At 67.7% G+C, this 22,113-nt stretch carries 20 protein-coding genes; 13 read left to right on the top strand and 7 right to left on the bottom strand.

Annotated elements, in window-relative coordinates:
* Window positions 1–17 precede the first annotated feature (17 nt).
* Entirely contained in the window at window positions 18–1,226 is a 1,209-nt protein-coding gene (locus ACLKOY_RS07045) for a class I SAM-dependent methyltransferase (protein WP_436453002.1), read from the bottom strand.
* Window positions 1,227–1,369: 143 nt separating this feature from the next.
* Here ACLKOY_RS07045 and groES point away from each other — a divergent pair, with 143 nt between their 5' ends.
* Window positions 1,370–1,666 (top strand): co-chaperone GroES, encoded by a 297-nt coding sequence (gene groES / locus ACLKOY_RS07040; protein ID WP_039394204.1) that lies wholly within the window; start codon window positions 1,370–1,372, stop codon window positions 1,664–1,666.
* Window positions 1,667–1,750: 84 nt separating this feature from the next.
* Here the strand turns inward: groES and ACLKOY_RS07035 are convergent, their stop codons facing one another.
* Complete coding sequence (locus ACLKOY_RS07035; protein ID WP_436453001.1) at window positions 1,751–2,626, bottom strand: helix-turn-helix transcriptional regulator; 876 nt, start codon at window positions 2,624–2,626, stop codon at window positions 1,751–1,753.
* Between the two features lie 102 nt (window positions 2,627–2,728).
* On the opposite strand from ACLKOY_RS07035, the gene ACLKOY_RS07030 reads away from it, so the two are divergent.
* The 3 genes from ACLKOY_RS07030 (at window position 2,729) to ACLKOY_RS07020 (ending at window position 6,595) form a co-directional block, all read left to right on the top strand.
* A complete protein-coding gene (locus ACLKOY_RS07030; protein WP_436453000.1) occupies window positions 2,729–4,144 on the top strand; it encodes an MFS transporter in 1,416 nt (471 codons plus the stop codon).
* A 103-nt stretch (window positions 4,145–4,247) separates the two neighbouring features.
* Window positions 4,248–5,186, top strand: a complete 939-nt coding sequence (gene rarD, locus ACLKOY_RS07025; protein WP_436452999.1) for an EamA family transporter RarD — start codon at window positions 4,248–4,250, stop codon at window positions 5,184–5,186.
* Between the two features lie 143 nt (window positions 5,187–5,329).
* The gene (locus tag ACLKOY_RS07020; RefSeq protein WP_436452998.1) at window positions 5,330–6,595 is read left to right on the top strand and encodes an ABC transporter substrate-binding protein; all 1,266 of its coding nucleotides are present in this window, start codon (window positions 5,330–5,332) and stop codon (window positions 6,593–6,595) included.
* A gap of 150 nt (window positions 6,596–6,745) precedes the next feature.
* Here ACLKOY_RS07020 and ACLKOY_RS07015 read toward each other — a convergent pair whose 3' ends face one another.
* Genes ACLKOY_RS07015 through ACLKOY_RS07000 form a run of 4 tightly spaced genes read right to left on the bottom strand, consistent with a single transcriptional unit; the run spans window position 6,746 to window position 10,854 of the window.
* A complete protein-coding gene (locus tag ACLKOY_RS07015) occupies window positions 6,746–7,519 on the bottom strand; it encodes an ABC transporter ATP-binding protein (RefSeq protein ID WP_140036369.1) in 774 nt (257 codons plus the stop codon).
* A complete protein-coding gene (locus tag ACLKOY_RS07010; protein WP_375137393.1) occupies window positions 7,516–8,532 on the bottom strand; it encodes an ABC transporter ATP-binding protein in 1,017 nt (338 codons plus the stop codon). The genes ACLKOY_RS07015 and ACLKOY_RS07010 overlap by 4 nt, the downstream gene beginning before the upstream one ends.
* Window positions 8,522–9,499 carry a branched-chain amino acid ABC transporter permease gene (locus ACLKOY_RS07005; protein ID WP_436452997.1) on the bottom strand — a complete coding sequence of 326 codons (978 nt, stop codon included), beginning with the start codon at window positions 9,497–9,499 and terminating at the stop codon, window positions 8,522–8,524. The genes ACLKOY_RS07010 and ACLKOY_RS07005 overlap by 11 nt, the downstream gene beginning before the upstream one ends.
* A gap of 8 nt (window positions 9,500–9,507) precedes the next feature.
* Window positions 9,508–10,854, bottom strand: a complete 1,347-nt coding sequence (locus tag ACLKOY_RS07000; protein WP_363571810.1) for a branched-chain amino acid ABC transporter permease — start codon at window positions 10,852–10,854, stop codon at window positions 9,508–9,510.
* A gap of 216 nt (window positions 10,855–11,070) precedes the next feature.
* Here ACLKOY_RS07000 and guaB point away from each other — a divergent pair, with 216 nt between their 5' ends.
* From guaB to ACLKOY_RS06955, 9 genes are all read left to right on the top strand, one after another.
* The gene (gene guaB / locus ACLKOY_RS06995) at window positions 11,071–12,573 is read left to right on the top strand and encodes an IMP dehydrogenase (protein WP_140036371.1); all 1,503 of its coding nucleotides are present in this window, start codon (window positions 11,071–11,073) and stop codon (window positions 12,571–12,573) included.
* Window positions 12,574–12,752: 179 nt separating this feature from the next.
* A complete protein-coding gene (locus tag ACLKOY_RS06990; RefSeq protein WP_436452996.1) occupies window positions 12,753–13,811 on the top strand; it encodes a response regulator in 1,059 nt (352 codons plus the stop codon).
* Window positions 13,811–14,800 (top strand): ATP-grasp domain-containing protein, encoded by a 990-nt coding sequence (locus ACLKOY_RS06985; RefSeq protein ID WP_436452995.1) that lies wholly within the window; start codon window positions 13,811–13,813, stop codon window positions 14,798–14,800. Before ACLKOY_RS06990 ends, ACLKOY_RS06985 begins: the two co-directional genes overlap by 1 nt.
* A complete protein-coding gene (locus ACLKOY_RS06980) occupies window positions 14,797–15,510 on the top strand; it encodes a PHP domain-containing protein (RefSeq protein WP_436452994.1) in 714 nt (237 codons plus the stop codon). Before ACLKOY_RS06985 ends, ACLKOY_RS06980 begins: the two co-directional genes overlap by 4 nt.
* Window positions 15,510–16,997, top strand: a complete 1,488-nt coding sequence (locus ACLKOY_RS06975) for a glycosyltransferase family 2 protein (protein WP_436454107.1) — start codon at window positions 15,510–15,512, stop codon at window positions 16,995–16,997. Before ACLKOY_RS06980 ends, ACLKOY_RS06975 begins: the two co-directional genes overlap by 1 nt.
* On the top strand, window positions 16,994–17,137 hold the full coding sequence (locus ACLKOY_RS06970) for a hypothetical protein (protein WP_200955156.1): 144 nt from the start codon (window positions 16,994–16,996) through the stop codon (window positions 17,135–17,137). The genes ACLKOY_RS06975 and ACLKOY_RS06970 overlap by 4 nt, the downstream gene beginning before the upstream one ends.
* A complete protein-coding gene (locus ACLKOY_RS06965; RefSeq protein ID WP_436452993.1) occupies window positions 17,134–17,481 on the top strand; it encodes a response regulator transcription factor in 348 nt (115 codons plus the stop codon). Before ACLKOY_RS06970 ends, ACLKOY_RS06965 begins: the two co-directional genes overlap by 4 nt.
* On the top strand, window positions 17,478–19,262 hold the full coding sequence (locus ACLKOY_RS06960; protein ID WP_436452992.1) for an ATP-binding protein: 1,785 nt from the start codon (window positions 17,478–17,480) through the stop codon (window positions 19,260–19,262). The genes ACLKOY_RS06965 and ACLKOY_RS06960 overlap by 4 nt, the downstream gene beginning before the upstream one ends.
* 68 nt (window positions 19,263–19,330) lie before the next feature.
* On the top strand, window positions 19,331–21,019 hold the full coding sequence (locus tag ACLKOY_RS06955) for an ABC-F family ATP-binding cassette domain-containing protein (RefSeq protein WP_436452991.1): 1,689 nt from the start codon (window positions 19,331–19,333) through the stop codon (window positions 21,017–21,019).
* 1 nt (window position 21,020) lies between these two features.
* Here the strand turns inward: ACLKOY_RS06955 and ACLKOY_RS06950 are convergent, their stop codons facing one another.
* On the bottom strand, window positions 21,021–22,100 hold the full coding sequence (locus ACLKOY_RS06950) for an FAD-dependent oxidoreductase (protein ID WP_436452990.1): 1,080 nt from the start codon (window positions 22,098–22,100) through the stop codon (window positions 21,021–21,023).
* Window positions 22,101–22,113: the final 13 nt, after the last annotated feature.

Here is a 22,113-nt window from a genome sequence, read left to right as displayed (position 1 = left end):
CGCAGGTCCGCCCGACGCTACTCGGCCGCAGGCACCCGATCGGCGAGGATCGCGCGGCGCTGATCGCCCACGCGGGTGAGGATGAGCGTCGCCGCCCGATCTCCCCGCAGTGTCAGCTTCTTGCGGAAGGCTGCGGGGTCGATGTCCATGCCGCGCTTCTTGATCTCGAGCGAGCCGACATCGTTCGCCTTGAGCACGGCGTTGATCGCCTTGGGATTGGCGGGCATCGTCTCGCGCACCCGGAACGACTGCACGAACGGACTCGTGAGCGCCGTGTCGGAGGTGAGGTAGGCGATGCGCTCATCGAGCATCCCCGCGTCGAGACTGCGTGCGACGTCGCCGATCAGGCGCGCCCGGATCACCGCCCCGTCCGGCTCGTGCAGGAAGGCGCCGAGCTCACGCACGGGTGCATCCTCGGCATCCGCCCCCGCGGTGAGCTCGTGCGAGCGCTCGCCGCGGATCACGAGGGCGGAGCGGCGGATGCCGTCGCGAGCCAGCGCTCTCGTCCACAGCACCAGCTCGACGACGCTGCCCTCTGCGCTCACCCACTGCGCCTCGGCGTCGACGGGGAGAGAATCCCGGTCGTGGCCAGGGCCGAGCTTGATGCCGGTCGAAATGCGGGACGCCACGTCGAACGCCCAGTCGAGCGGGGGAGAGTAGTCATCGGACGACACGCGCCGCGTCTCGCTGTGGCCTGCGGTACGGCGGGCCGGGTCCATCCAGATCGCCTGGGTCTCGTCGCCGTCGACCGGCACGTGGGCCTCGGCGGTGCCGTGCGTCACGACCGCGTTGTCTCCGAAGGGTGCGAGGTTGTAGGCGGCGATCGCTGCGGTCACCTCGTCGGCATCGACGGCGACCACGTCGAGTCCGGCGCCGGCGAAGGCGAGCGAGTCGCCGCCGATGCCGCAGCCCAGATCGGATACGCGGGTGATCCCTGCCCGGCGCAGCCGCTGCGCATGCCGCGCGGCGACGCCCAGCCGAGTGGCCTGCTCGAGCCCGGCGCGGGTGAACAGCATCCGCGATGCGAAGTCGCCGAACTTGCCCTTCGCCTTGGCGCGCAGCCGCGCCTGGCCCACCACAGCCGAGACCAGTTCGGGGGAGTGCCCGGCGGCGCGCAGCCGAGAGACGATGCGGGCGACATCGGCGACCTGTTCGACGGGGCCGAGTTGGTCGAGCGCCTTCAGGCCTTCGGGGGTGAGCAGGGCGCGCAGCTCGGAGATCTCCACGCCTCCAGCTTAGGCGGCGGCATGTTCGCCCCATTGGCACTCGCATTGCGTGAGTGCCAGCGGAGCGCATAGACTGAATTAGCACTCTCGGGTTGAGAGTGCGAAAAGTCTTCCTGTCAGCGTCAAGAAAGAAGAGGTAGACCGTGTCGGTTTCCATCAAGCCGCTCGAGGATCGCATCGTCATCAAGCAGGTCGAGGCAGAGCAGACCACCGCGAGTGGCCTGGTCATCCCCGACACCGCCAAGGAGAAGCCCCAGGAGGGCGAGGTCGTGGCCGTGGGCCCCGGCCGCATCGATGACAACGGCAACCGCGTTCCGCTCGACGTCGCCGTGGGCGACCGTGTGCTCTACAGCAAGTACGGCGGCACCGAGGTGAAGTTCGGCGCAGACGAGTACCTCGTCCTGTCGGCTCGCGACGTGCTCGCAGTCGTCGTCCGCTGAGACAACGTCTTCGGAAGGCCCGGATGCATCATGCATCCGGGCCTTCCTGCGTGTCCGCACGTTGTCAGGCGGGCGCGAACCGGCTCAGCGCGTCTGGAGCAGTTCGAGGGCCGCTGCGGCAGTGCTGCCGGGAGTCGCACTGTACGCGAGGATTCGCTGGCCGTCTCCCTCGGGCAGGTGGAGGACCTCGTAGCCGAGCGTGAGCTCCCCGACGACCGGATGTCGGAAGCGCTTGCTGCCGCTCGTGCAGAGCTTGACCATGTGCCCCGCCCAGAGCTTCGCGAAGTCCGGGCTGCTCAGGCTCAGCTCACCGATGAGTTCGGCCAGCTGACGGTCGTCTAGGAATCGCGCGGCGACATATCGCAGCGATGCCACCGCCAGTGCAGCCTCTTCCTGCCAGTCGGCGTACAGATCTCGCGTGTGCGGATCGAGGAACAGCATCCGGAGGTGGTTGGGGCGGGCTGCCGGCCGCGACGGCGCGTCGACCTCCACATGGCCCGCCATCAGAAGGTGGCCGGCGCCGTTCCAGTCGAGGATGTCATTGAAACGCCCCAGCAGCACAGCCGGAACTCCCATGGCATGCAACAGCTGCGATGCGCCCCGATGCGGCTGCTCGGGCCTCCGGGGTCGGCGGGCAGCGGCTGCTCTCGGGCGCGCCAGCGCTCGGAGATGCGCATGCTCGTCGGCGTCGAGCTGCAGCGCCCGGGCCAGGCTGTCGACGACCGCGTCGGATGCGTTCTGCGACTGGCCCTGCTCCAAGCGGGTCAGGTAGGTCACCGAGACCCCGGCGAGTCGCGCGAGCTCTTCGCGGCGGAGGCCCGGAACTCTGCGCCGACCGAAGCTCGCCACCCCGACGTCGTCGGGCGTGACGCGATCCCGCCGAGAGCGCAGGAACTCGCCGAGCTCGGTCACCGGCCGTTCTGAGGCGATCGGCCTGGTGAGCTCGGTGTGCGGGTGCATGGTGCCATTCTCCACGACCCTCGCACGCGCAGCCTGTCCCTGGCAGTGCTAGTCAGGAGAGGGGACTGGCTGCCCCACGCCGCGGGGCGGAGGCTGAGGATCGTGACTCATACCGACTCGACTCTCCCCGCCACGGCGCCGCAGGCGAACGATCGCTTCACCCCGGCGCAGGCGCTCGCCATGGGCGTCCTGCTGACGGCGAACTTCACTCTCGCCGTCGACTTCTCGATCCTCAATGTCGCGCTGCCCCCGATCGGGCGGGAACTCGGCTTCGACACGGCGTCGCTGCAGTGGATCGTGACCGCTTTCGCGATCTGCGCCGCGTCGTTCACCCTGTTCTTCGGGCGGGTGGCCGACCTGCTCGGGCGGAAGCGGCTGTTCCTGGCCGGGCTCGTGCTGCTCGGTGCGGCGTCGGTCGTCGGCGGACTCGCGAGCACGCCGGGCGTGCTGCTGGCCGCTCGTGTCGGCCAGGGCATCGCCACGGCGATGGTCACCCCCGCGGCTCTCGCGCTGATGACCACGATGTTCCCGGAGGGGCGCGCACGCTCGCGGGCGCTCGGGCTCAACGGGGCACTCATGGCGGCGGGGTTCACGTCGGGAGCGGTGCTCGGAGGGGTGCTCACCGGAGGCGTCTCGTGGCGCTGGGCGTTCTTCATCAACGTCGCGGTGGCCGCTGCAGCCCTGCTCGTCGGGGCCCTCGTGCTTCACGAGCCGAGGCGCGTCGCACCGGCTCGCCTCGATGTCGTCGGTGCCGTCACCGTGACAGCCGCTCTCGTCGCTCTCGTCTTCGGCATCGACTCCGCGGGGCGCGTCGGGTGGGGTGATCCGGGCACCTGGGGGCCGCTCGGGGTCTCCGCGGCGTTCTTCGCGGTGTTCGCGCTCGCCGAGAGACGAGCGACCGAACCGCTCATCGCCCCGTCACTGCTGAGGAGCAGGCAGATCGCGTGGGGCAACCTCGCCGGTCTCCTCGCGTTCGCGACCGAGACGTCGCTCGTCTTCCTGCTGACGATCTATCTGCAGGAGATCCTCGGGTACACCCCCATCGCGGCCGGGCTGATGCTGGGAGTGCTCGGTCTCGGCACCGTCCTCGGCGGCCTCCTCGCACCCCGCGTCATCGGCAGGGTCGGATCGTCGCGCGCGATCGTCGTCGGGTTGGTCGTCCAGGCCGCCGCCACCTTCCCGCTGGCCTTCGCTTCCGAAGAGCAGGCGTGGGCGATTCCGCTCCTGGTCCTGACATTCCTCGGCGGCGTGGCGAATCTCGTCGCGATCGTCGGCTACGTCGTGACGGCGACGGGGGCGGTTCCCTCGGAACAGCAGGGGCTGGCGACCGGTCTCGTGACGATGAGCCAGCAGGTGGGCATCGCACTGGGCACACCGGTGATGGCGGCTGTGGTCGCGGCATTCGCCGGTGCCGGCCTTCTCGCCGGGCTGCAGGCGGCGATCGGCCTCAACGCGGTGATGGCGCTCTCGACCGCGCTCGTCATCGCCGTCGTCCTCAGACGTGCGCGAAGCCGCTGAACGGACGGGGACGCGCCACCTTTGCATCGATTCCCGCCAATGTCCGACCTGCAGCCGCTGCCGGTCGGACATTGGCGGGAATCGACGGGCGTAGGGTTGTGCGGTGACCCCGACGAATGCCGCATCCCGAGCCACTCGGACAGCGGGAGTCGCGTACGCCGGGGGCGCGTACCTGCTCTGGGGCGTGCTGCCCCTCTACTTCCTGCTGCTCACGCCGACGGGGCCGTGGGAGGTCGTCGCGTGGCGGGTGCTGCTCTCGCTCGTCTTCTGTCTGCTGCTTCTCACCGTGACGCGCGGCTGGGCGGCGTTCGGTGCGATCATCCGGCAGCCGAGACTGCTGGCATGGACAGCTCTCGCCGGCGTCCTGATCTACGTCAACTGGCAGGTGTTCCTCATCGGCACCCTCTCGGGGCACATCGTCGAGACCAGCCTCGGGTACTTCATCAACCCGATCACCACGGTGCTGCTCGGCGTGTTCGTGCTCAAGGAGCGCATCCGCAGGCTGCAGTGGGCTGCGATCGGCATCGCCGCGGTCGCCGTGGTCGTGATCGTGCTCTTCTACGGCTCTTTCCCGTGGATCGCTCTTTCACTGACGGCCTCGTTCGGCGTCTACGGGCTCATCAAGAAGAAGATCGGCCCCGCGGTCGATGCGATCAGCGGTCTCACCCTCGAGTCGTTCTGGCTGATCCCGATCGCCGTCGTGCAGCTGTTGCTCGTCGCCGCCACCCCTGAAGGGCTCACGATGGGCTCCCACGGCGTCTGGCATGCAGTGCTGCTCGCCTTCGCGGGAGTGGCGACGGCGGTGCCGCTGCTGCTGTTCGCCGCCGGCACCCGACGCATCAACCTGACCGTCATCGGGATGATCCAGTTCGTCACGCCCGTCATGCAGTTCATCATCGGCGCGGTGGTGCTCGGCGAGCCGATGCCGCCCGAGCGCTGGGCCGGGTTCATCATCGTCTGGATCGCGATCGGCGTCTTCGTCGTCGACCTCCTGCTCACGATGCGGCGCGGGGGACGCGTGAACGAGGTTCGTACGACCTGACCCGCTCGGCGCGTTATCCATCCGAGACCGTTCTGTATCACACCGTTAACGCATCGCAACAATTGAGTGACATCGCCGCGTATACGTTTGTTGCACTGGGACGGCGCTCGAGTCGTTCCGCTTCATCGAAAGCAAGGAGCAACATGAGCGTCTTCACCAGCTCGCGTGCCGTCAAGGTCCTCGGCGGCATCGCCGTCGCCAGCATCAGCGCCATCGTTCTCGCCGGATGCACGGGGGCTGCGACCGACTCAGCGTCGGAAGCCCCTTCGTCCGAAGAGCGACAGGAGCTCACCCTCAACATCGGCACGGTTCTGCCGCAGACCGGAGCACTCGCGTTCCTCGGCCCGCCCGAGGAGGCCGGAGTGGGTCTCGCTGCAGCGGAGATCAACGAGGCCGCGAAGGGCATCACCATCGAGGTCGAATACGGCGACTCCGGCGACCCCGACAACAAGGCGTACGAGACCACGGTCCCTCGTCTGCTGGGCAATGACGTCCAGGCACTGATCGGTGCGGCATCCTCCGGTGTGACCAAGCTCTTCCTCGACCAGGCGGTCGGGGCCGGCGTGATCACCTTCTCGCCTGCCAACACCTCCCCGGACTTCACCGACTGGGACGACAACGGTCTGTACTGGCGCACCGCCCCGAGCGACCTGCTCCAGGGCGAGGTGCTCGGCAACCTGATCGCCGAGGACGGCCATCAGTCGATCGGCATCATCTACCTCAACGACGCCTACGGCAACGGCCTCGAGTCGGCGCTCACGGAGACGTTCGAGGGTACGGGTGGCGAGGTCGTCGCATCCGAGTCGTACAACGCGGGAGACACCAACTTCAGCGCTCAGGTGTCGACGATCATGGCGCAGAACCCTGACGCCATCGCGGTGATCGGCTTCGAGGAGACGTCGACCATCGTTCCGTCGTTCGTGAACAGCGGCTTCGACGGCGCGAACTTCTACTTCGTCGACGGCAACACCTCCCAGTGGGGTGACACGATGCCGGTCTCCATCGAAGGCTCGAAGGGCACGCAGCCCGGACCGGTTCTCGCGGATGACTTCCAGGACCGGCTGAAGGCGCAGTGGCTCGAGCAGGGCGACGGCGCTGAGCTTGCGGACTTCAACTACGCCGGTGAGTCGTATGACGCCGTCGTGCTGCTGGCACTCGCGTCTCTCGCTGCGAACTCCAACGAACCCGCTGACATCGCAGCAAGCCTGCAGGAGGTCTCCGGTGGTTCGGGCGACGGCGAGAAGTGCGAGTCCTTCACGGACTGCGCGGACATCATCCTCGACGGCGGAGTGGCCGACTACGACGGCTACTCCGGTGGCGTCGCGTTCGACGACGCAGGCGACCCGACCGAAGCGACGATCGGCGTCTTCCAGTACGGTGCAGACAACACGCACACCCGCCTCGACTGAGCGAAGTGTGAAACGAGGGACCCCCCGGCATCGCCGGGGGTCCCTTCTTCGTCCGTGACGTTCATACGAAGACACCCAGAGACCAAGACGCAAGAAGACAGGACGAAGGGGGCGGATGCCGAAGCATCCGCCCCCTTCTCGAGTGCGTCGTCAGTCCTGGCCGAGTGTGCCGAGGTACAGACCGATCACCTTGGGGTCGTTCAGCAGATCGCGTCCTGTGCCCTCGTACGCCACGCGCCCCTGGTCGAGCACGTAGCCGCGGTCGCAGATCTGAAGGCAACGGCGAGCGTTCTGCTCGACCATGATGGTCGTGACGCCGGCCTTGTTGATGTCGGAGACGCGGATGAAGGCGTCGTCCTGACGGACGGGGGAGAGGCCGGCGCTGGGCTCGTCGAGCAACAGCACTGCCGGATCCATCATCAATGCGCGACTCATCGCCACCATCTGGCGCTCGCCTCCGGAGAGCGATCCCGCACGCTGCTTGAGCCGCTTGCCGAGCTCGGCGAAGATGCCGGTCACGAACTCGAGGCGCTCGTTGTACGCTTTCGGCCTCTGGAAGAGCCCCATCTGCAGGTTCTCCTCGATCGTGAGCGAGGGGAAGACGTTGTTCGTCTGCGGGACGAATCCCACTCCGCGCTGCACGAGCTTGTCGGACTTCAGCCCGACGATGCTCTCTCCGTTCACGGAGATGCTGCCGGCGCGAACCTTGACCATGCCGAAGATCGACTTCAGAAGGGTCGATTTCCCGGCACCGTTGGGCCCGATGATGCCGATCAACTCGCCCTTGTGGGCGGTGAGGTTCGAGCCGTTGATGATGTTGATGCCGGGCAGATACCCGGCGTCGAGGTCGGTCACCTGGACGACGACCCGATCGGTGCGCGCTGCTTCATCTTCGACAGCGCCGGTGAGGGAGCTCGGGGTCACTTCTTCTCCTCCTCCTCGGGAGCGGCCGCGGCCGCCTCCTCGATCTTGATCTCTTCCAGGAGTTCGGCGGCTGACGCATCCAGCTCGCCGTCGACCCGACCCGTGACGACGCCGAGATCGACGTCCTGATGGGCCCCCAGGTACGCGTCGATGACCGACTGGTCCTGCATGACGGTGTCGGGCGGACCCTCGGCGACGATCCGTCCCTCAGCCATGACGACCACCCAGTCCGCGATGTGGCGCACCATGTGCATGTCGTGCTCCACGAACAGCACGGTCATGCCGAGTTCCTTGAGATCGAGGATGTGATCGAGAAGCGACTGGGTGAGCGCAGGGTTCACTCCGGCCATCGGCTCGTCCAGCATCACCAGCGTCGGATCGCTCATGAGCGCGCGGGCCATCTCGAGCAGCTTCCGCTGCCCGCCGGAGAGCGATGCGGCATAGTCATCAGCCTTCGCGTCGAGTTTGAAGCGCACGAGAAGGTCGCGTGCCTTCGCCTCGATCTCCGTCTCCTGACCACGCCAGATGAACGGCAGCATGCTCGCCCAGAACTTCTCGCCCTTCTGGCCGGTCGACCCGAGCTTCATGTTCTCCAGCACGGTCAGAAGCGACAGCGCCTTGGTGAGTTGGAAGGTTCGGACCTGTCCCATCTGCGCGACCTTGAACGAGGGGATGCCGCTGAGCTGACGTCCGTCGAAGCTCCACGTCCCCGAGTTGGGCTTGTCGAATCCGCAGAGCAGGTTGAAGAGAGTTGTCTTGCCTGCTCCGTTGGGTCCGATCAGAGCCGTGATGGCTCCGCGGGGTATCTCGAGGTGCTCGACATCGACGGCGGTGAGGCCGCCGAAGCGTCGAGTCACGTTGTCGGCGATCATGATCGGATCGTTCTTGGGGACGCCGGGGACGTTGTCGCCCGTGGCGAGGCCCGTGGTCTTCGGTCGCGAGATGCTCCCCGTCGCCGGGGGCACGCCGACGGAGTCGGAATCCCCTGCAGGAGATGCGCTGTTACTTGACAAAGGTCAGCTCCCTCTTGTTTCCGAGAATGCCCTGCGGTCGGAAGATGACCAACAGCATCAGTGCGACGCCGACGAACACGAATCGCAGCGTCCCCGCCTGGATCGGCGAGATCGGCAGAATGCCCTGCTCGGCGAGCGCGGGAAGGACACTGTCGAGGAAGGCCATGATGACCCAGAAGAGAATGGATCCGAGAACGGGACCGAACACGGTCGCCGCGCCTCCGAGCAGCAGGATGGTCCACACGAAGAACGTGAGGCTCGTCGTGTACGTCGCCGGCACGACCGCCGAGGGAAGCGCGAAGACGACTCCGCCGAGCGCCCCGAAGATCCCGCCGAGCATGAGTGCCTGCATCTTGTAGCCGAAGACGTTCTTGCCGAGCGAGCGCACGGCATCCTCATCTTCTCGGATGCTCTTCAGCACGCGACCCCAGGGGCTTCGCATCAGCGACCACACCATGAACACCGCGATCGCCAGCAGGATCAGGCCGAAGACGCGCACCCAGAGATCGTTCGCGGTGTACGTCCACGGACCGAAGCCGTATGTGCCCTCGGGGAACGGGTTCGCCGCTCGGAACCCCGCGTGGTACCCACCGAGGCCGTCGGCGGAGTTGGTGTACTCGTCGAACACCGTGGTGGTGAACAGGAGGCGGACGATCTCGGCCGCCGCGATCGTCACGATGGCGAGATAGTCGGCGCGGAGTCGCAGCGTGGGTATTCCGAGGATCACGGCGAAGACCATCGCCATGACCATGCCGATGATGATTCCGAGCCACCAGGGCAGCCCGAACGAGATGATCGAGATCGCATAGCTGTATGCGCCGATCGCCATGAAGCCCGCCATGCCGAAGTTCAGCAGGCCCGCATAGCCGAAGTGCACCGCGAGTCCCGTCGCCGCGAGGGCATAGGCGATCGTCGTCGGGCTGAAGAGCCAGCCGGCGGTGTTGTTGAGAATTCCTCCCCAATCCATGTCGCTCCCTAACCGAGTCTCTCTTTACGGCCCAGGATTCCCTGAGGCCTCACGAGCAGAATGAGGATGAGCACCGCGAGGGCGCCCACGTACTTGAGGTCGGACGGCAGCCACAGAGTGGAGACCTCGACGAGGAGCCCGACGATGATCGCACCGACCAGCGCTCCGAAAGCCGTGCCGAGACCACCGAGCGTCACCGCCGCGAAGATGAGCAGCAGGATGTGCACGCCCATGTCCCAGCGCACTCCGGGTCGGAAGTAACCCCAGAGGATCCCACCGAGTGCAGCGAGCGACGCGGACAGCATCCAGACGATCCGCACGACGCGGTCGACGTCGATGCCCGACGCCGCCGCGAGACCGGGGTTGTCCGAGATCGCTCTGGTCGCCTTGCCCACTCGGGTCTTCACCAGCCAGAAGGCGACACCGACGAGGACGACGATGCTGATTCCCATCGACATCATGCTGACGGGTGAGAGTCGGATGGCCCCGAGAATCTGGATCTTCGGGGAATCCGCTCCCGGGAGCTGCGTTGTGGATCCGCCGAGGAAGAACTGGAACGTGTAGCGGATGGCGAGGGAGAGCCCGATGCTCACGATCATCAGCGGAACGAGGCCGATGCCCTTGCGGCGGAGTGGACGCCAGAGTCCGGCGTCCAGTGCCCATCCGAATGCCGCACCGACCACGACGACCACCGGAATCGTCAGCCACATCGGCACGGCGAACGTGACGCCCACCAGTACGGCCATGATCGCGCCGAAGGTGACCATCTCGGCGTGAGCGAAGTTCGTGAGACCTGTCGTTCCGTAGATGAGGGAGACGCCGATCGCTGCCAGAGCGAGGAGCAGACCGAAGTTCAGCCCGTTGATGATGCGTTCGACCACCTGGTCGGCGAACGACGTCGTCTCACGGACTCCCTCTCCGAGGAAGAGGTTGATCACCTTCGATCCGGTGAGTCCGAACTCGACCTCCTGAGACGCGGACTCGCCCTCGACGATCACGCCGTCCGGCAATGTGGACTCGTCCACAGTGAGGGTGTATGCCTCCTTCTCAGGCACGTAGAGACGCCAGCGCCCGTCGGCGTCGGTCACGGTCTCGGCGTCGAAACCGTTGCCTTCGATCGTCACGGTGACATCCGGTATGGGGGCGTCATCGAGCGTGATCACGCCCGAGAAGTAGAAGTCCGTCTGTTCCTGGTCGCTGCCAGGGGTGTCCGGTGCGGAAGCATGCGCTCCGCTCGGCGCACCGAACAGCACCATCACGGCTGCGAGGAGAAGACCGACGAGAGTCGCCGCCCAAGGGGCCACGCGTCTCGTGGTCGAGAAGGTCGGACTCACAGAGCCTCCAGTCCATTCCATAGGTCATGCATCAGCATTGATGTAGACGGTACGAGCGTAATGTGTCGGTTCTGTTTCAACCACCACACCGGCAGGTCTCGGGTCGATAACTATGCGGGTCCTGAGTCGTCGTCGCCGCTCGCGTCGCCACCCTATCGCCTGCGGAATGAAATCGCGGGTCCGGCGCTTAGAATTGGTACACCCTCGCCCCAGATCGCCCCCGCAGGAGGACAATCCATGGACCAGCACGACCCCTTCGGCTTCGTCGGACTCACGTACGACGATGTGCTGCTCCTCCCGGGGCACACCGACGTCATCCCGAGCGAGGCCGACACCTCGTCGCGGATCACTCGCCGGATCTCGGTCGCGACACCGCTGCTGTCCAGCGCGATGGACACTGTCACCGAGTCTCGGATGGCCATCGCGATGGCACGAGAGGGCGGCATCGGCATCCTGCACCGCAACCTCTCGATCGCCGACCAGGCCGCGCACGTCGACCGCGTCAAGCGCAGCGAGTCGGGCATGATCACCGATCCGATCACGACGACGCCGGACGCGACCGTCGAAGAGGTCGACGCGCTCTGCGCCAAGTACCGCATCTCCGGCCTTCCGGTCGTCGACGCCGACGGACGCCTCGTGGGCATCATCACGAACCGCGACATGCGCTTCGTCTCGGGCTTCGAGCGTCAGACCACCTTCGTGAAGGACGTCATGACGTCGGAGGGTCTCGTCACCGCACCGGTGGGCGTCGCCGCAGGCGAGGTCATCGCCCTCTTCGCGCATCACCGTGTCGAGAAGCTGCCGCTCATCGATGAAGACGGCAAGCTCGCGGGCCTCATCACCATCAAGGACTTCGACAAGAGCGAGAAGTACCCTCTGGCCACGAAGGACGACCAGGGTCGCCTGCGCGTCGGTGCGGCCATCGGGTTCTTCGGAGACGCCTGGGAGCGCGCCGAAGCGCTGCGCGACGCCGGCGTCGACGTGCTCGTGGTCGACACGGCCAACGGCCAGTCTCAGGGCGTGATCGACCTCGTCAAGCGGCTCAAGGCCGACGAGAGCTTCGCGCACATCGACGTGATCGGCGGCAACGTCGCGACTCGCGAGGGCGCTCAGGCGCTCGTCGACGCGGGCGTCGACGCCGTCAAGGTCGGCGTGGGTCCCGGCTCGATCTGCACGACGCGCGTCGTGGCGGGCGTCGGAGTGCCCCAGGTCACCGCCGTGTACGAGGCTTCGCTTGCCGCACGCCCCGCCGGTGTGCCGGTGATCGCCGACGGCGGGTTGCAGTACTCGGGCGACATCGCCAAGGCGCTCGTCGCCGGTGCCGACGCCGTGATGCTCGGCTCGCTGCTCGCCGGCACCGACGAGTCGCCGGGCGAGATCGTGTTCCAGTCGGGCAAGCAGTTCAAGCAGTACCGCGGCATGGGCTCCCTCGGAGCCATGCAGACCCGTGGCAAGCAGACCTCGTACTCGAAGGACCGCTACTTCCAGGCCGACGTGCCGAGCGACGACAAGCTGATCCCCGAGGGCATCGAGGGTCAGGTGCCGTATCGCGGCCCGGTCGGCGCCGTCGCCTACCAGCTCGTCGGCGGACTGCGCCAGTCGATGTTCTACGTCGGCGCTCGCACCATCGAGGAGCTCAAGCAGCGCGGCAAGTTCGTGCGCATCACCGCGGCCGGGCTCAAGGAGTCGCACCCGCACGATGTGCAGATCGTGGTCGAAGCGCCGAACTACAAGCGCTGAGACAGAGACAGACAGAGGGCCGGATGCGACAGCATCCGGCCCTCTGTCGTGCTGCGCGGTCGATGCGGTCTATTGGTATGCCAGTATTTAGAGACACCCGCTCGACTTCCCCTCGAGCTCTCCGCGCGAAGGGCGCAGGGAGTGACATGCCGGACGCTGATCGGCAGGGGACTTCCCCAATGAGAGCCGCAGATATGCCCCAGGATGCTCCCCGCGTCCTCGTCGTCGATGACGACCCTGACGTCGCCCTGCTCGTGAAGACCGTGCTGGAGAGGCGGGCGGGGTGCGAGGTCTCGGTCGCGCACGACGGCCACGCCGCCGTCGCGGCACTCGAGACGTTCACCCCCGACGTGGTCGTCACCGACATCGAGATGCCCGGTCTCGACGGCCTCGAGCTGCTGGCAGCGCTGCGTCGCGACGATCCGTTGCTGCCCGTGATCGTGATGACCGCGCATGTCTCGGTCGAGTACGCGGTGTCGGCCCTGCGCGCGCAGGCCGACGAGTTCCTCACGAAGCCGCTCGACAACGTGAAGCTCGTCGAGGCAGTGCTGCGGCTCGCGACCGAGGGTCGAGTGCGACGTGAAGCGAGCCGCACCAAGGAGGTCGTGCTCGCCATCGGCGCGCACCCCGACGACGTCGAGATCGGCGTCGGCGGAATCCTCGCGGCGCACGCCCAGGCCGGCGATTCGATCACCATCCTCACCCTCTCGCGCGGTGCTCGGGGCGGAGACGCCGACAGCCGACAGCACGAGTCGCTCGCGTCGGCCGAGATCCTCGGCGCGCGGCTGTTCGTCAAAGATCTCATCGACACCGAGATCTCGGGCGGCGGCACCACGGTGCGGCTGATCGAGGAGGTCGTCCAGGAGGTGCAGCCGACCATCGTGTACACGCACTCGTCGAACGATCGCCATCAGGACCACCGCGCGGTGAGTGAGGCGACGATCGCCGCGACCCGCCGGGTGGGCACGGTCGCCTGCTACCAGAGCCCCTCGGCAACGATCGACTTCCGGCCGACGCGGTTCGTGCGCATCGACCAGTACCTGGAACAGAAGCTGAGGCTGCTCGAGTGCTTCGGCTCGCAGACGGCGACCCGCGACTACCTCGCACCCGACTTCGTGACGGCCACCGCTCGATACTGGTCGCGTTTCGGCGGAGGAGCGGCCGTGGAGCCGCTCGAGGTCGTGCGCGAGACCGCCGAGTTCATCGGCGCCCACGAGCTCACTCGAAAGGAGAGCTGATGACCGCGCGCGTGCTGGTGACCGGCGCAGGGGGCCCTGCCGGCGTGGCCGTGATCCGCTCGCTCCTGGGGCGATCCGACCTCGAGGTCTTCGCGGCCGACATGGACGGCTGGGCCAGCGGGATCTACCTCGTGCCGCCGACGCACCGGCGTCTCGTGCCACCTGGGCGCGACGAGGACTTCGTCTCGACGGTCGCCCGCATGGTCGAGGATGATGGCCTCGACCTCGTGATCTCCACGGTCGATGTCGAGCTCGCGGCACTCGCCGGCCGACGCGATGAGCTGGCCCCGGCAGTGCTCGCCGCGCCCGCGCAGGACACGCTGTCCGTGGCGCTCGACAAGCTGCTGCTCGCCGAGCGCTGCGAGGCGACGGGACTCACGCCGCGCACCGTGCTCGCGGGCCCCGACGCTCTGGCAGTCGACTGGGAGTTCCCGGCCTTCGCCAAGCCCCGCCAGGGCGCGGGCAGCCGTGGCGTGCGCCTCGTTCCCGACCGGGCGGCGCTCGAAGCACTGCCCGAGGACGAGGGCCTCATCGTGCAGGACTTCCTCCCCGGCGAGGAGTACTCGGTCGATGTCATCGCAGACGCTTCGGGCTCGGTGGTGGCTGCCGTGCCCCGGACCCGTGCCAGGGTCGACTCGGGTGTCGCGATCGCCGGACGCACGGTGCACGACGACGAGCTCGAGAGCGCGGCGGCCTCGATCGCCCGCGCGATCGGTCTCGTGGGCGTCGCCAACGTGCAGCTGCGGCGCGACCGCGCGGGCCGAGCAGTGCTCCTCGAGGTGAACCCGCGGTTCCCCGGTGCCCTTCCGCTCACGATCGCCGCAGGGGTCGACATCCCCTCGCTCGTCGCCGATCTGTTCCTCGGTCGTGACATCCCGTCGAAGATCCCCTTCCGCGAGGTCGCCACGGTGCGGTTCCTCGAGGACGTGATCCTCGAGGTCGACGAGGTCCTCGTCTCGGCGCACGCGGGGCATCAGGAGGAACTGTGACCCACGCGCTGCTCCGAGGCGATCACCACGTGCATTCGACGTTCTCGGATGACGCGGTGTCGACTCTCGCCGAGAACATCGCCGCGGCCTCGGCAGCTGGGCTGACGACCGTGCGTCTGGTCGACCACGTTCGGCAGTCGACGCCGTGGGTGCCCGACTATCTCGCCGCGGTGCGGGCACTGCGGGTGCCCGACGGCCTCACCGTGCTGACCGGTGTCGAGGCGAAGATCCTCACCGCCTCGGGCGATCTGGACATCCCCGAGCTGCCTACGGGGATCGACCGCATCCTGATCGCCGACCATCAGTTCCCCGGCATCGACGGGCCGCTCGGTCCGAGCGCCGTGCGAGAGAGGATCGAGGGCGGCTGGGCCCCGGAGGACGCACTCGATCAGCTGGTCTCCGGACTGATCGAGGCCATGCGACGTCACCCGGGGAACCAGCTGGCGCACTGCTTCTCGATCCTGCCGAAGATCGGGCTCTCCGAGAACGACCTCGGTGCCGAGCGTGTCTCGGCCTGGGCGAAGACGGCGGCCGAGACTGACACGATCGTCGAGGTGAACGAGAAGTGGGGGTGCCCCGGCATCCCGCTTCTCGACGCGCTGCACAGCGCCGGCGCCGAGATCGTCGCGTCGACCGACAGCCACGTGGCCTCCGAGGTCGGACGCTATTCGCGCGTCGTCGAGATGCTCGACGGATGGAGGGCTCGCTGATGGTCGATCTGAGCTGGCTCGAGATCGTCGTCGTCGTGATCCTCCTGGTGTGCGTGCTCGTCGGGACCCTTCCGGTGATCAACACGGGGCTGCAGTTCCTGGTTCTTCCGATCCATGCGTTCCGGAACCACTACAGCCGGGCCGCGCCCCACCATCCGCGCGTCGCCGTGCTGATCCCGGCCTGGAATGAGGGACTCGTCCTGGGACAGGCGATCGAGCGCCTGATGCAGCTCGAGTATCCGGCCGACCGCCTGCGCATCTTCGTGATCGACGACGCGTCGACCGATGACACCCCCGAGGTGGTCGCTGCGAAGGCTGCCGCGTTCCCCGGGCGCGTGGTGCACCTGCGCCGCGACAAGGGCGGCGAGGGCAAAGCGCACACCCTCAACCACGGGCTCGACATCGTGCTCGCGGACGAGTGGACCGAAGCGGTGCTGATCATGGACGCCGATGTGATCTTCGCGCGGGATTCGCTGCGCAAGATGAGCCGTCACCTCGCCGACGAGAAGGTCGGGGCCGTCACCGCCTACATCGCCGAGGGCAGTCGCGACCGCAACTACCTCACCCGGTTCATCGCCATCGAGTACGTGATCGGTCAGCTCTCGGCCCGTCGCACCCAGAACGTCGGGGGAGCGATCGCGTGTCTGGCCGGGGGCGCCCAGCTGCATTCGCGGGCGAACCTCGAAGCCATCGGCGGTCGAATCCCCACCGGCACGCTCGCCGAGGACACGATGACGACGTTCGAGGGGCAGCTGGCAGGACGCCGCATGGTCTTCGAACCCCATGCGGTCGTGCTGGCCGAGGAGCCACGGACGATCGACAGTCTGTGGAAGCAGCGCCTGCGGTGGGCTCGCGGCAACGTGCAGCTGACCTCGATCTACCGCCATCTGTGGTTCCGTCCCAGTCGCGTGCACAATCTGGGCAGCTTCGCATTCGGTCTCGCGTGGTTCACGATCCTGCTGCTGCCGGCGTTCATGATCCTCGCCGCCACTGCTCTGCTCGTGCTGCTCATCCTGCACAGCGAGATCGCGGAGTTCGTCTTCCGCTTCATGTGGATCTCCGCGGCCTGCATCTATCTGTTCTCGATGCTCTACGCGGTGCAGCTCGACGGGCGCATCGGCCGGCAATCCTGGCGCGAGGCGCTGATGTTCCCGGGGCTCGGCGCGCTGATCCTCATGGCGATCGCACTGTTCCCCTGGCTGTTCGAGGCGGGGCTGACCGATCTCGGCCTCGCCGTCACGGATGAGACCCGGTTCGCCTGGGCCGTCGTCTTCTATCTCTGGGGGCCGTTCTCGATGCTCGGCATCTGGCTCGCCCGTGCGGTGGAGCCCCTGCCGGGAGGACGCTTCTTCGCCGGCCTCCTGCTCTACGTCTGCGGATACGGCTCGCTGCTGTGCGCCATCACCGTCGACTCGTACATCAAGGAGTGGCGTCACGCCGACGCCGCATGGATCAAGACCGAGAAGATCGGACGGGTCGACTCATGACCGAAGCACCTTCGAGAAGCGCCGAGGAGGAGGAGATCGCCGCCGACGCGCGTCGCGAGAAGCTCCTGATCCCACAGGCGCTTCTCGCTCTGGGCGTCGTCGTCGTCATCGTGATCGTGCGAGAGCTGTTCCTGCGATGACCGGGCGGCCGCTGGCCCTCGTGGTCGAGGACAGCGCAGATCAGACGGCGCTGCTGAAGCGCTATCTCGACCGCGAGGGGTTCGACGTGTTCGCGGCGGCAGACGGCGAATCCGCGATCGCCGCGTTCGCGACGATCTCTCCCGCCGTCGCCGTGCTCGACCTGCTGCTCCCCGGCATCAGCGGCACGGAGTTGGCGCGTCTCATCAGGGTTCGCTTCCCGGACTGCTTCCTCATCGTGAGCTCGGTGCTCGACGTCGCCGACTACCCCGACGCCGACGCCGCGCTGCCCAAGCCGATCATCGGTGCAGATCTGCGAGCGCTCCTGCGAGGTGTGGCGCGATGACGCCGACCAGCACCGTGCAGCAGACGATGGAACGCGGATGGCGCCGCTACTTCGACAACCCCACGCCGCTGATGAAGCAGGGGCCTACGGCGATCGCGGTCGCGGTCGCGGCTGTGCTCATGTGGACGGTTCCGGGGATCCCCGTGACAGACGTCGCCTTCGCGGTCTTCGGTCTCGTCACCATCGCCGCAGTGACCGCCCTCGCGGCCGTGCTCTCGGCTCGTGGGGTATACGAGGGCTGGGTCGTGATGCTCATCCCGATGATCGACATCGTCGCGTTGGGCGCCATCAGGACCGGCACCGGCGGGCCGGCATCGCTCTTCTCGTCTTTCGTACTCCTTCCCGTGATCTGGATCGCGGCCGCACCGGGGCGCAGGCAGGTCGTCATCGTGGCGGTCCTCTCGTCGATCGCGCTCGTGATGCCGAACCTCATCGATCCCCCCGACGACCCGGCCGACTGGCTGCGTGGTGTGATCGGTCCGCTGGTCTTCGCGACGGTGGGGGCCATCGTCAACGAGCTGTCGCGCCAGCAGCGTCTTCGCACGACCCAGGCCGAGGGTCATGTCGTCGAGCGCACGGCGGCTCTCGCGGTCAACGAGGAGATGCTCGAGCAGCTGAAGTCGAGTGAGCAGCAGTACCGCGCGCTCTCCGAGTCCTTCACCAGTCTGTGGAACTCGATCACCGGGCAGGCCGTGATCGCCACGGACAACGACGGCACGATCACCGCGTGGAATCCGGGTGCGGTGCGGCTGCTGGGCATGCCGGTGCCGGAGGCGCTGGACAACGTCCGCGTCGACAGGTTCTTCGACGCCACCGTGCTCGCGCAGTTCGCGCCCGACGGGTCGAAGCACACGGCCGATCAGGTGCATCCGGGGCTTCGAGCGCTGTTCGCCGACGCCGATGCCGGGCTGCCGGTCGACTCGAACATCGACGTGGAGACCGCGGGTGGGTCTACGGTTCCCGCGCGCATCACGGTCACCCCGTATCAGGACTCCGACGGTTCGCGGCACGGCTACCTGCTGGTGATCACCGATGAGACACGGGCGGTCGAGGTCGCCCGCATGAAGGACGAGTTCGTCGGGATGATCTCGCACGAGCTCAGGACACCGCTGAGCGCGATCATCGGATTCCTCGACCTCCTGCAGAACGATCCGGCCCAGCCCCTCACGACGGATCAACAGGAGTTCGTCGACATCATCGAGCGCAACGCGCAGAGACTGCTGAACCTGGTGGGCGACCTGCTGTTCACGGCTCAGGTCGAGTCCGGCAGGTTCCCGCTCGAGCGTCGTGAGGTCGACGTCGCCGAGCTCACGCGCAGCGCCGTCGCCTCGTCGGGACCGCACGCCCAGCGCGAGGGGATCGAGCTCATCGCAGAGGTGCCGGACGGCCCTGTGCGACTGTCGGTGGACGCCGGCCGGATCGGCCAGGCGCTCGACAACCTGCTCTCGAACGCGATCAAGTTCACCGCCGCCCGCGGTCGCGTCACGGCGAGCGTCCGGTCGGTGGACGGCGGCATCGAGATCGCCGTGCGGGACACCGGCGTCGGAATCCCCGAAGACGAACAGGGGATGCTCTTCACGCGGTTCTTCCGCGCGTCGACCGCGACCCGCAACGCGGTGCCGGGAGTCGGCCTCGGTCTGACCATCACCCGCGCCATCGTGCTCGCGCACGGCGGGACCATGGATGTGACGAGCAGGGAGGGCGTCGGCACCGAGTTCCGGATGCTGCTGCCGGCGGCCCCGCGGACCGAGGCGATCCAGGTCGTCGGCCGCCGACCGTGATCACCGCGCACGCCGGATCCTGATAGCCTGGTCGGCTCGCCATGCGGGCGGAAGGACGGCCACGCACGGTGGGATACATAGATGTTGCAGGGGTCTCGCTGACCCTTCCTGACGGCAGACCGCTGCTGGATGAGACGACCTTCCGGGTCGGAGCCGGTTCGACGAGCGCGCTCATCGGGCCCAACGGCGCGGGCAAGACCACGCTGCTCCGCATCATCCGCGGTGATCAGGCCGCGGATGCCGGTGTCGTGACGATCGACGGCGGGCTCGGTGTGATGGATCAGTTCGTCGGCCACGGCGAGCCGGGGCAGACCGTTCACGAGCTGCTCGTGCGCGTGGCACCCCGGAGCATCCGCCAGGCGGCGCAGGCTCTCGAGGCCGCGGAGGACGCGCTGATCGAGCGAGACGAGCACGACACCCAGATGGCCTATGCGACGGCGATCGCCGAGTACGCGGATGCCGGCGGATACGAGCACGAGACCGTCTGGGATCAGTGCACGGTCGCAGCTCTGGGCGTGCCGTACGAGCGAGCGCGCTTCCGCGAGCTCACGACGCTGTCGGGCGGTGAGCAGAAGCGGCTCGCTCTCGAGGCGCTCCTGCGCGGCCCCGACGAGGTGCTGCTGCTCGACGAGCCGGACAACTACCTCGACGTGCCGACCAAGCGCTGGCTCGAGGAGCAGCTCAGGCAGACGCCGAAGACCGTGCTGCTCGTGTCGCATGATCGAGAGCTGCTGGCGCGGGCCGTCGACCGGCTGATCACCCTCGAACCCGGTGGTGCCGGTGCCTCGGCATGGGTGCACGGTGGGGGATTCGCGACCTACCACCAGGCTCGCAGCGACCGCATGGAGAGACTCGACGAGCTCCGCCGCCGGTGGGATGAGCAGCACGAGAAACTGCGCACGCTCGTCGCGAACCTCAAGGTGAAGGCATCGGCGAACGACGGATTCGCGTCGCGGTATCAGGCGGCACAGACCCGTCTGCGCAAGTTCGAGGAGGTGGGCCCACCCGAGGAACGGCCACCGGCTCAGGACTTCGACATGCGACTTCGCGGTGCGCGCACGGGCAAGCGCGCGGTGGTCGCGCAGGCGCTCGAGCTGAGCGGCTTGATGCGGCCCTTCGATGCCGAGGTCTGGTACGGCGATCGGGTGGCCGTGCTCGGGTCGAACGGCTCGGGCAAGTCGCACTTCCTGCGGCTGCTGGCCCGCGGCGGCAGCGACCCGGACCCGACGCTGGGCCACGTGACCTCGACCGGCGAGCAGCTCTCGCCGGTCGAGCACAGCGGGCGGGCCGCGCTCGGCGCGCGCGTCGTGCCGGGGCTGTTCGCGCAGACGCACGCGCATCCGGAGTTCGTCGGACGCACGCTGCTCGAGATCCTGCACCGAGGCGACGAACGGCGGGCGGGGATGCCGAGGGACGCGGCCAGCTCGGCACTCGACCGATACGGCGTCGTGCGCCAGGCGCAGCAGACCTTCGAATCGCTCTCGGGCGGGCAGCAGGCGCGCTTCCAGGTGCTGCTGCTCGAGCTCTCGGGCGCGACGCTGCTGCTGCTCGATGAGCCGACCGACAACCTCGACATCGAATCGGCCGAGGCGCTCGAAGACGCGCTGCAGCGCTTCGAGGGAACCGTGCTCGCGGTCACCCACGACCGCTGGTTCGCGCGCTCGTTCGATCGGTTCCTCGTGTTCGGGTCGGACGGCGAGGTCTACGAGTCCGACGCTCCGGTGTGGGACGAGCGTCGAGTGACACGGGCGCGCTGAGTCAGGGCAGGCGGAAAGGCACGGCCGCGAGAGCGGAGGGATCGAGTGCCAGGTCTGCGAGCGTCGCACCCACGCCCGGTGCGAACTTGAACCCGTGCCCCGAGAAGCCCGCGCCCACCACGATCCGTCCCCGCCGGTCGAGCACGAAGGCACTGTCGTCCGTCGAGGTGTAGGTGCAGCTGATCGGCACCGCGGATGCCGGATCGAGACCGGGCAGCCATTCGCGCACGTAGTCCGCGAGAGCGTGCGCGTGGGTGACCGCGTGCGGACGGGCGTCCGGATCGACGACCTCGCCCGCCCGATGGAACCCGACCTTGACGCCTTCGCCCGGCGTCGGCATGCCGTACACCGTGGCCGGATAGCGGTCGGTGTCGACGTAGTGGTTGAAGGAGAGCCAGGCCGATCCGGCCCGGGGCACGAAGTGCGCGGGGAACTCCTCGGTGACCTCCAGACGAGGCAGGCGGATGCCCGGCAGCATCCGCTCGGTCCAGGCGCCGACCGTGACGACGGCGACGTCCGCCCGCACCCGACCCTCGACCAGCACGATGTCGACGCCCTCGTCGGTCTCCTCGATGCGCGCCACGGGGGTCTCCCAGCGCACCTCGCCTCCCGCCGTGACGATGCGGCGCTCGAACTCGCCCAGTGCGGCGGACGCCCGGGCGACGCCCGCGTCGCGGGAGAACAGGACATCATCGCTGAAGCGCATGCCCGACCAGCGCGATGATGCCTCGCCGGCCGTCAGGATCTCGGCGTGGATGCCGCGCTCGATCAGGCGCTGCCCGATCGCGACGATGTCGACGTCGCCGTGGGTGACCAGGCCGTGCAGACGCAGCAGCGGCTCGCCATCTGCCTGGCCTAGAGCATCCCATCCCTCCCGTGCGCGCACGAGCAGGTCGAGGTAGTGCTCTTCGTCGTAGGCGTTGTTGAAGTTGCGCGTCGCGCCGTGCGACGCGCCCTGGTGGTGTCCGCGGGCGAAACGCTCGAAGACGACCGGCTTCAGCCCCCGCCGCGTGAGTTCCCACGCAGTCGCGAGGCCCATCACGCCGCCGCCGATGACGGCGACCTCCATCGCATCCGACATATTGCCTCCCGAG

Source organism: Microbacterium sp. K2 (assembly GCF_051365005.1).
GTDB classification, from domain to species: Bacteria; Actinomycetota; Actinomycetes; order Actinomycetales; family Microbacteriaceae; genus Microbacterium; species Microbacterium foliorum_B.
Note: the sequence above shows the minus strand (reverse complement) of the source record. Positions and strands in the feature narration are given on the sequence as shown.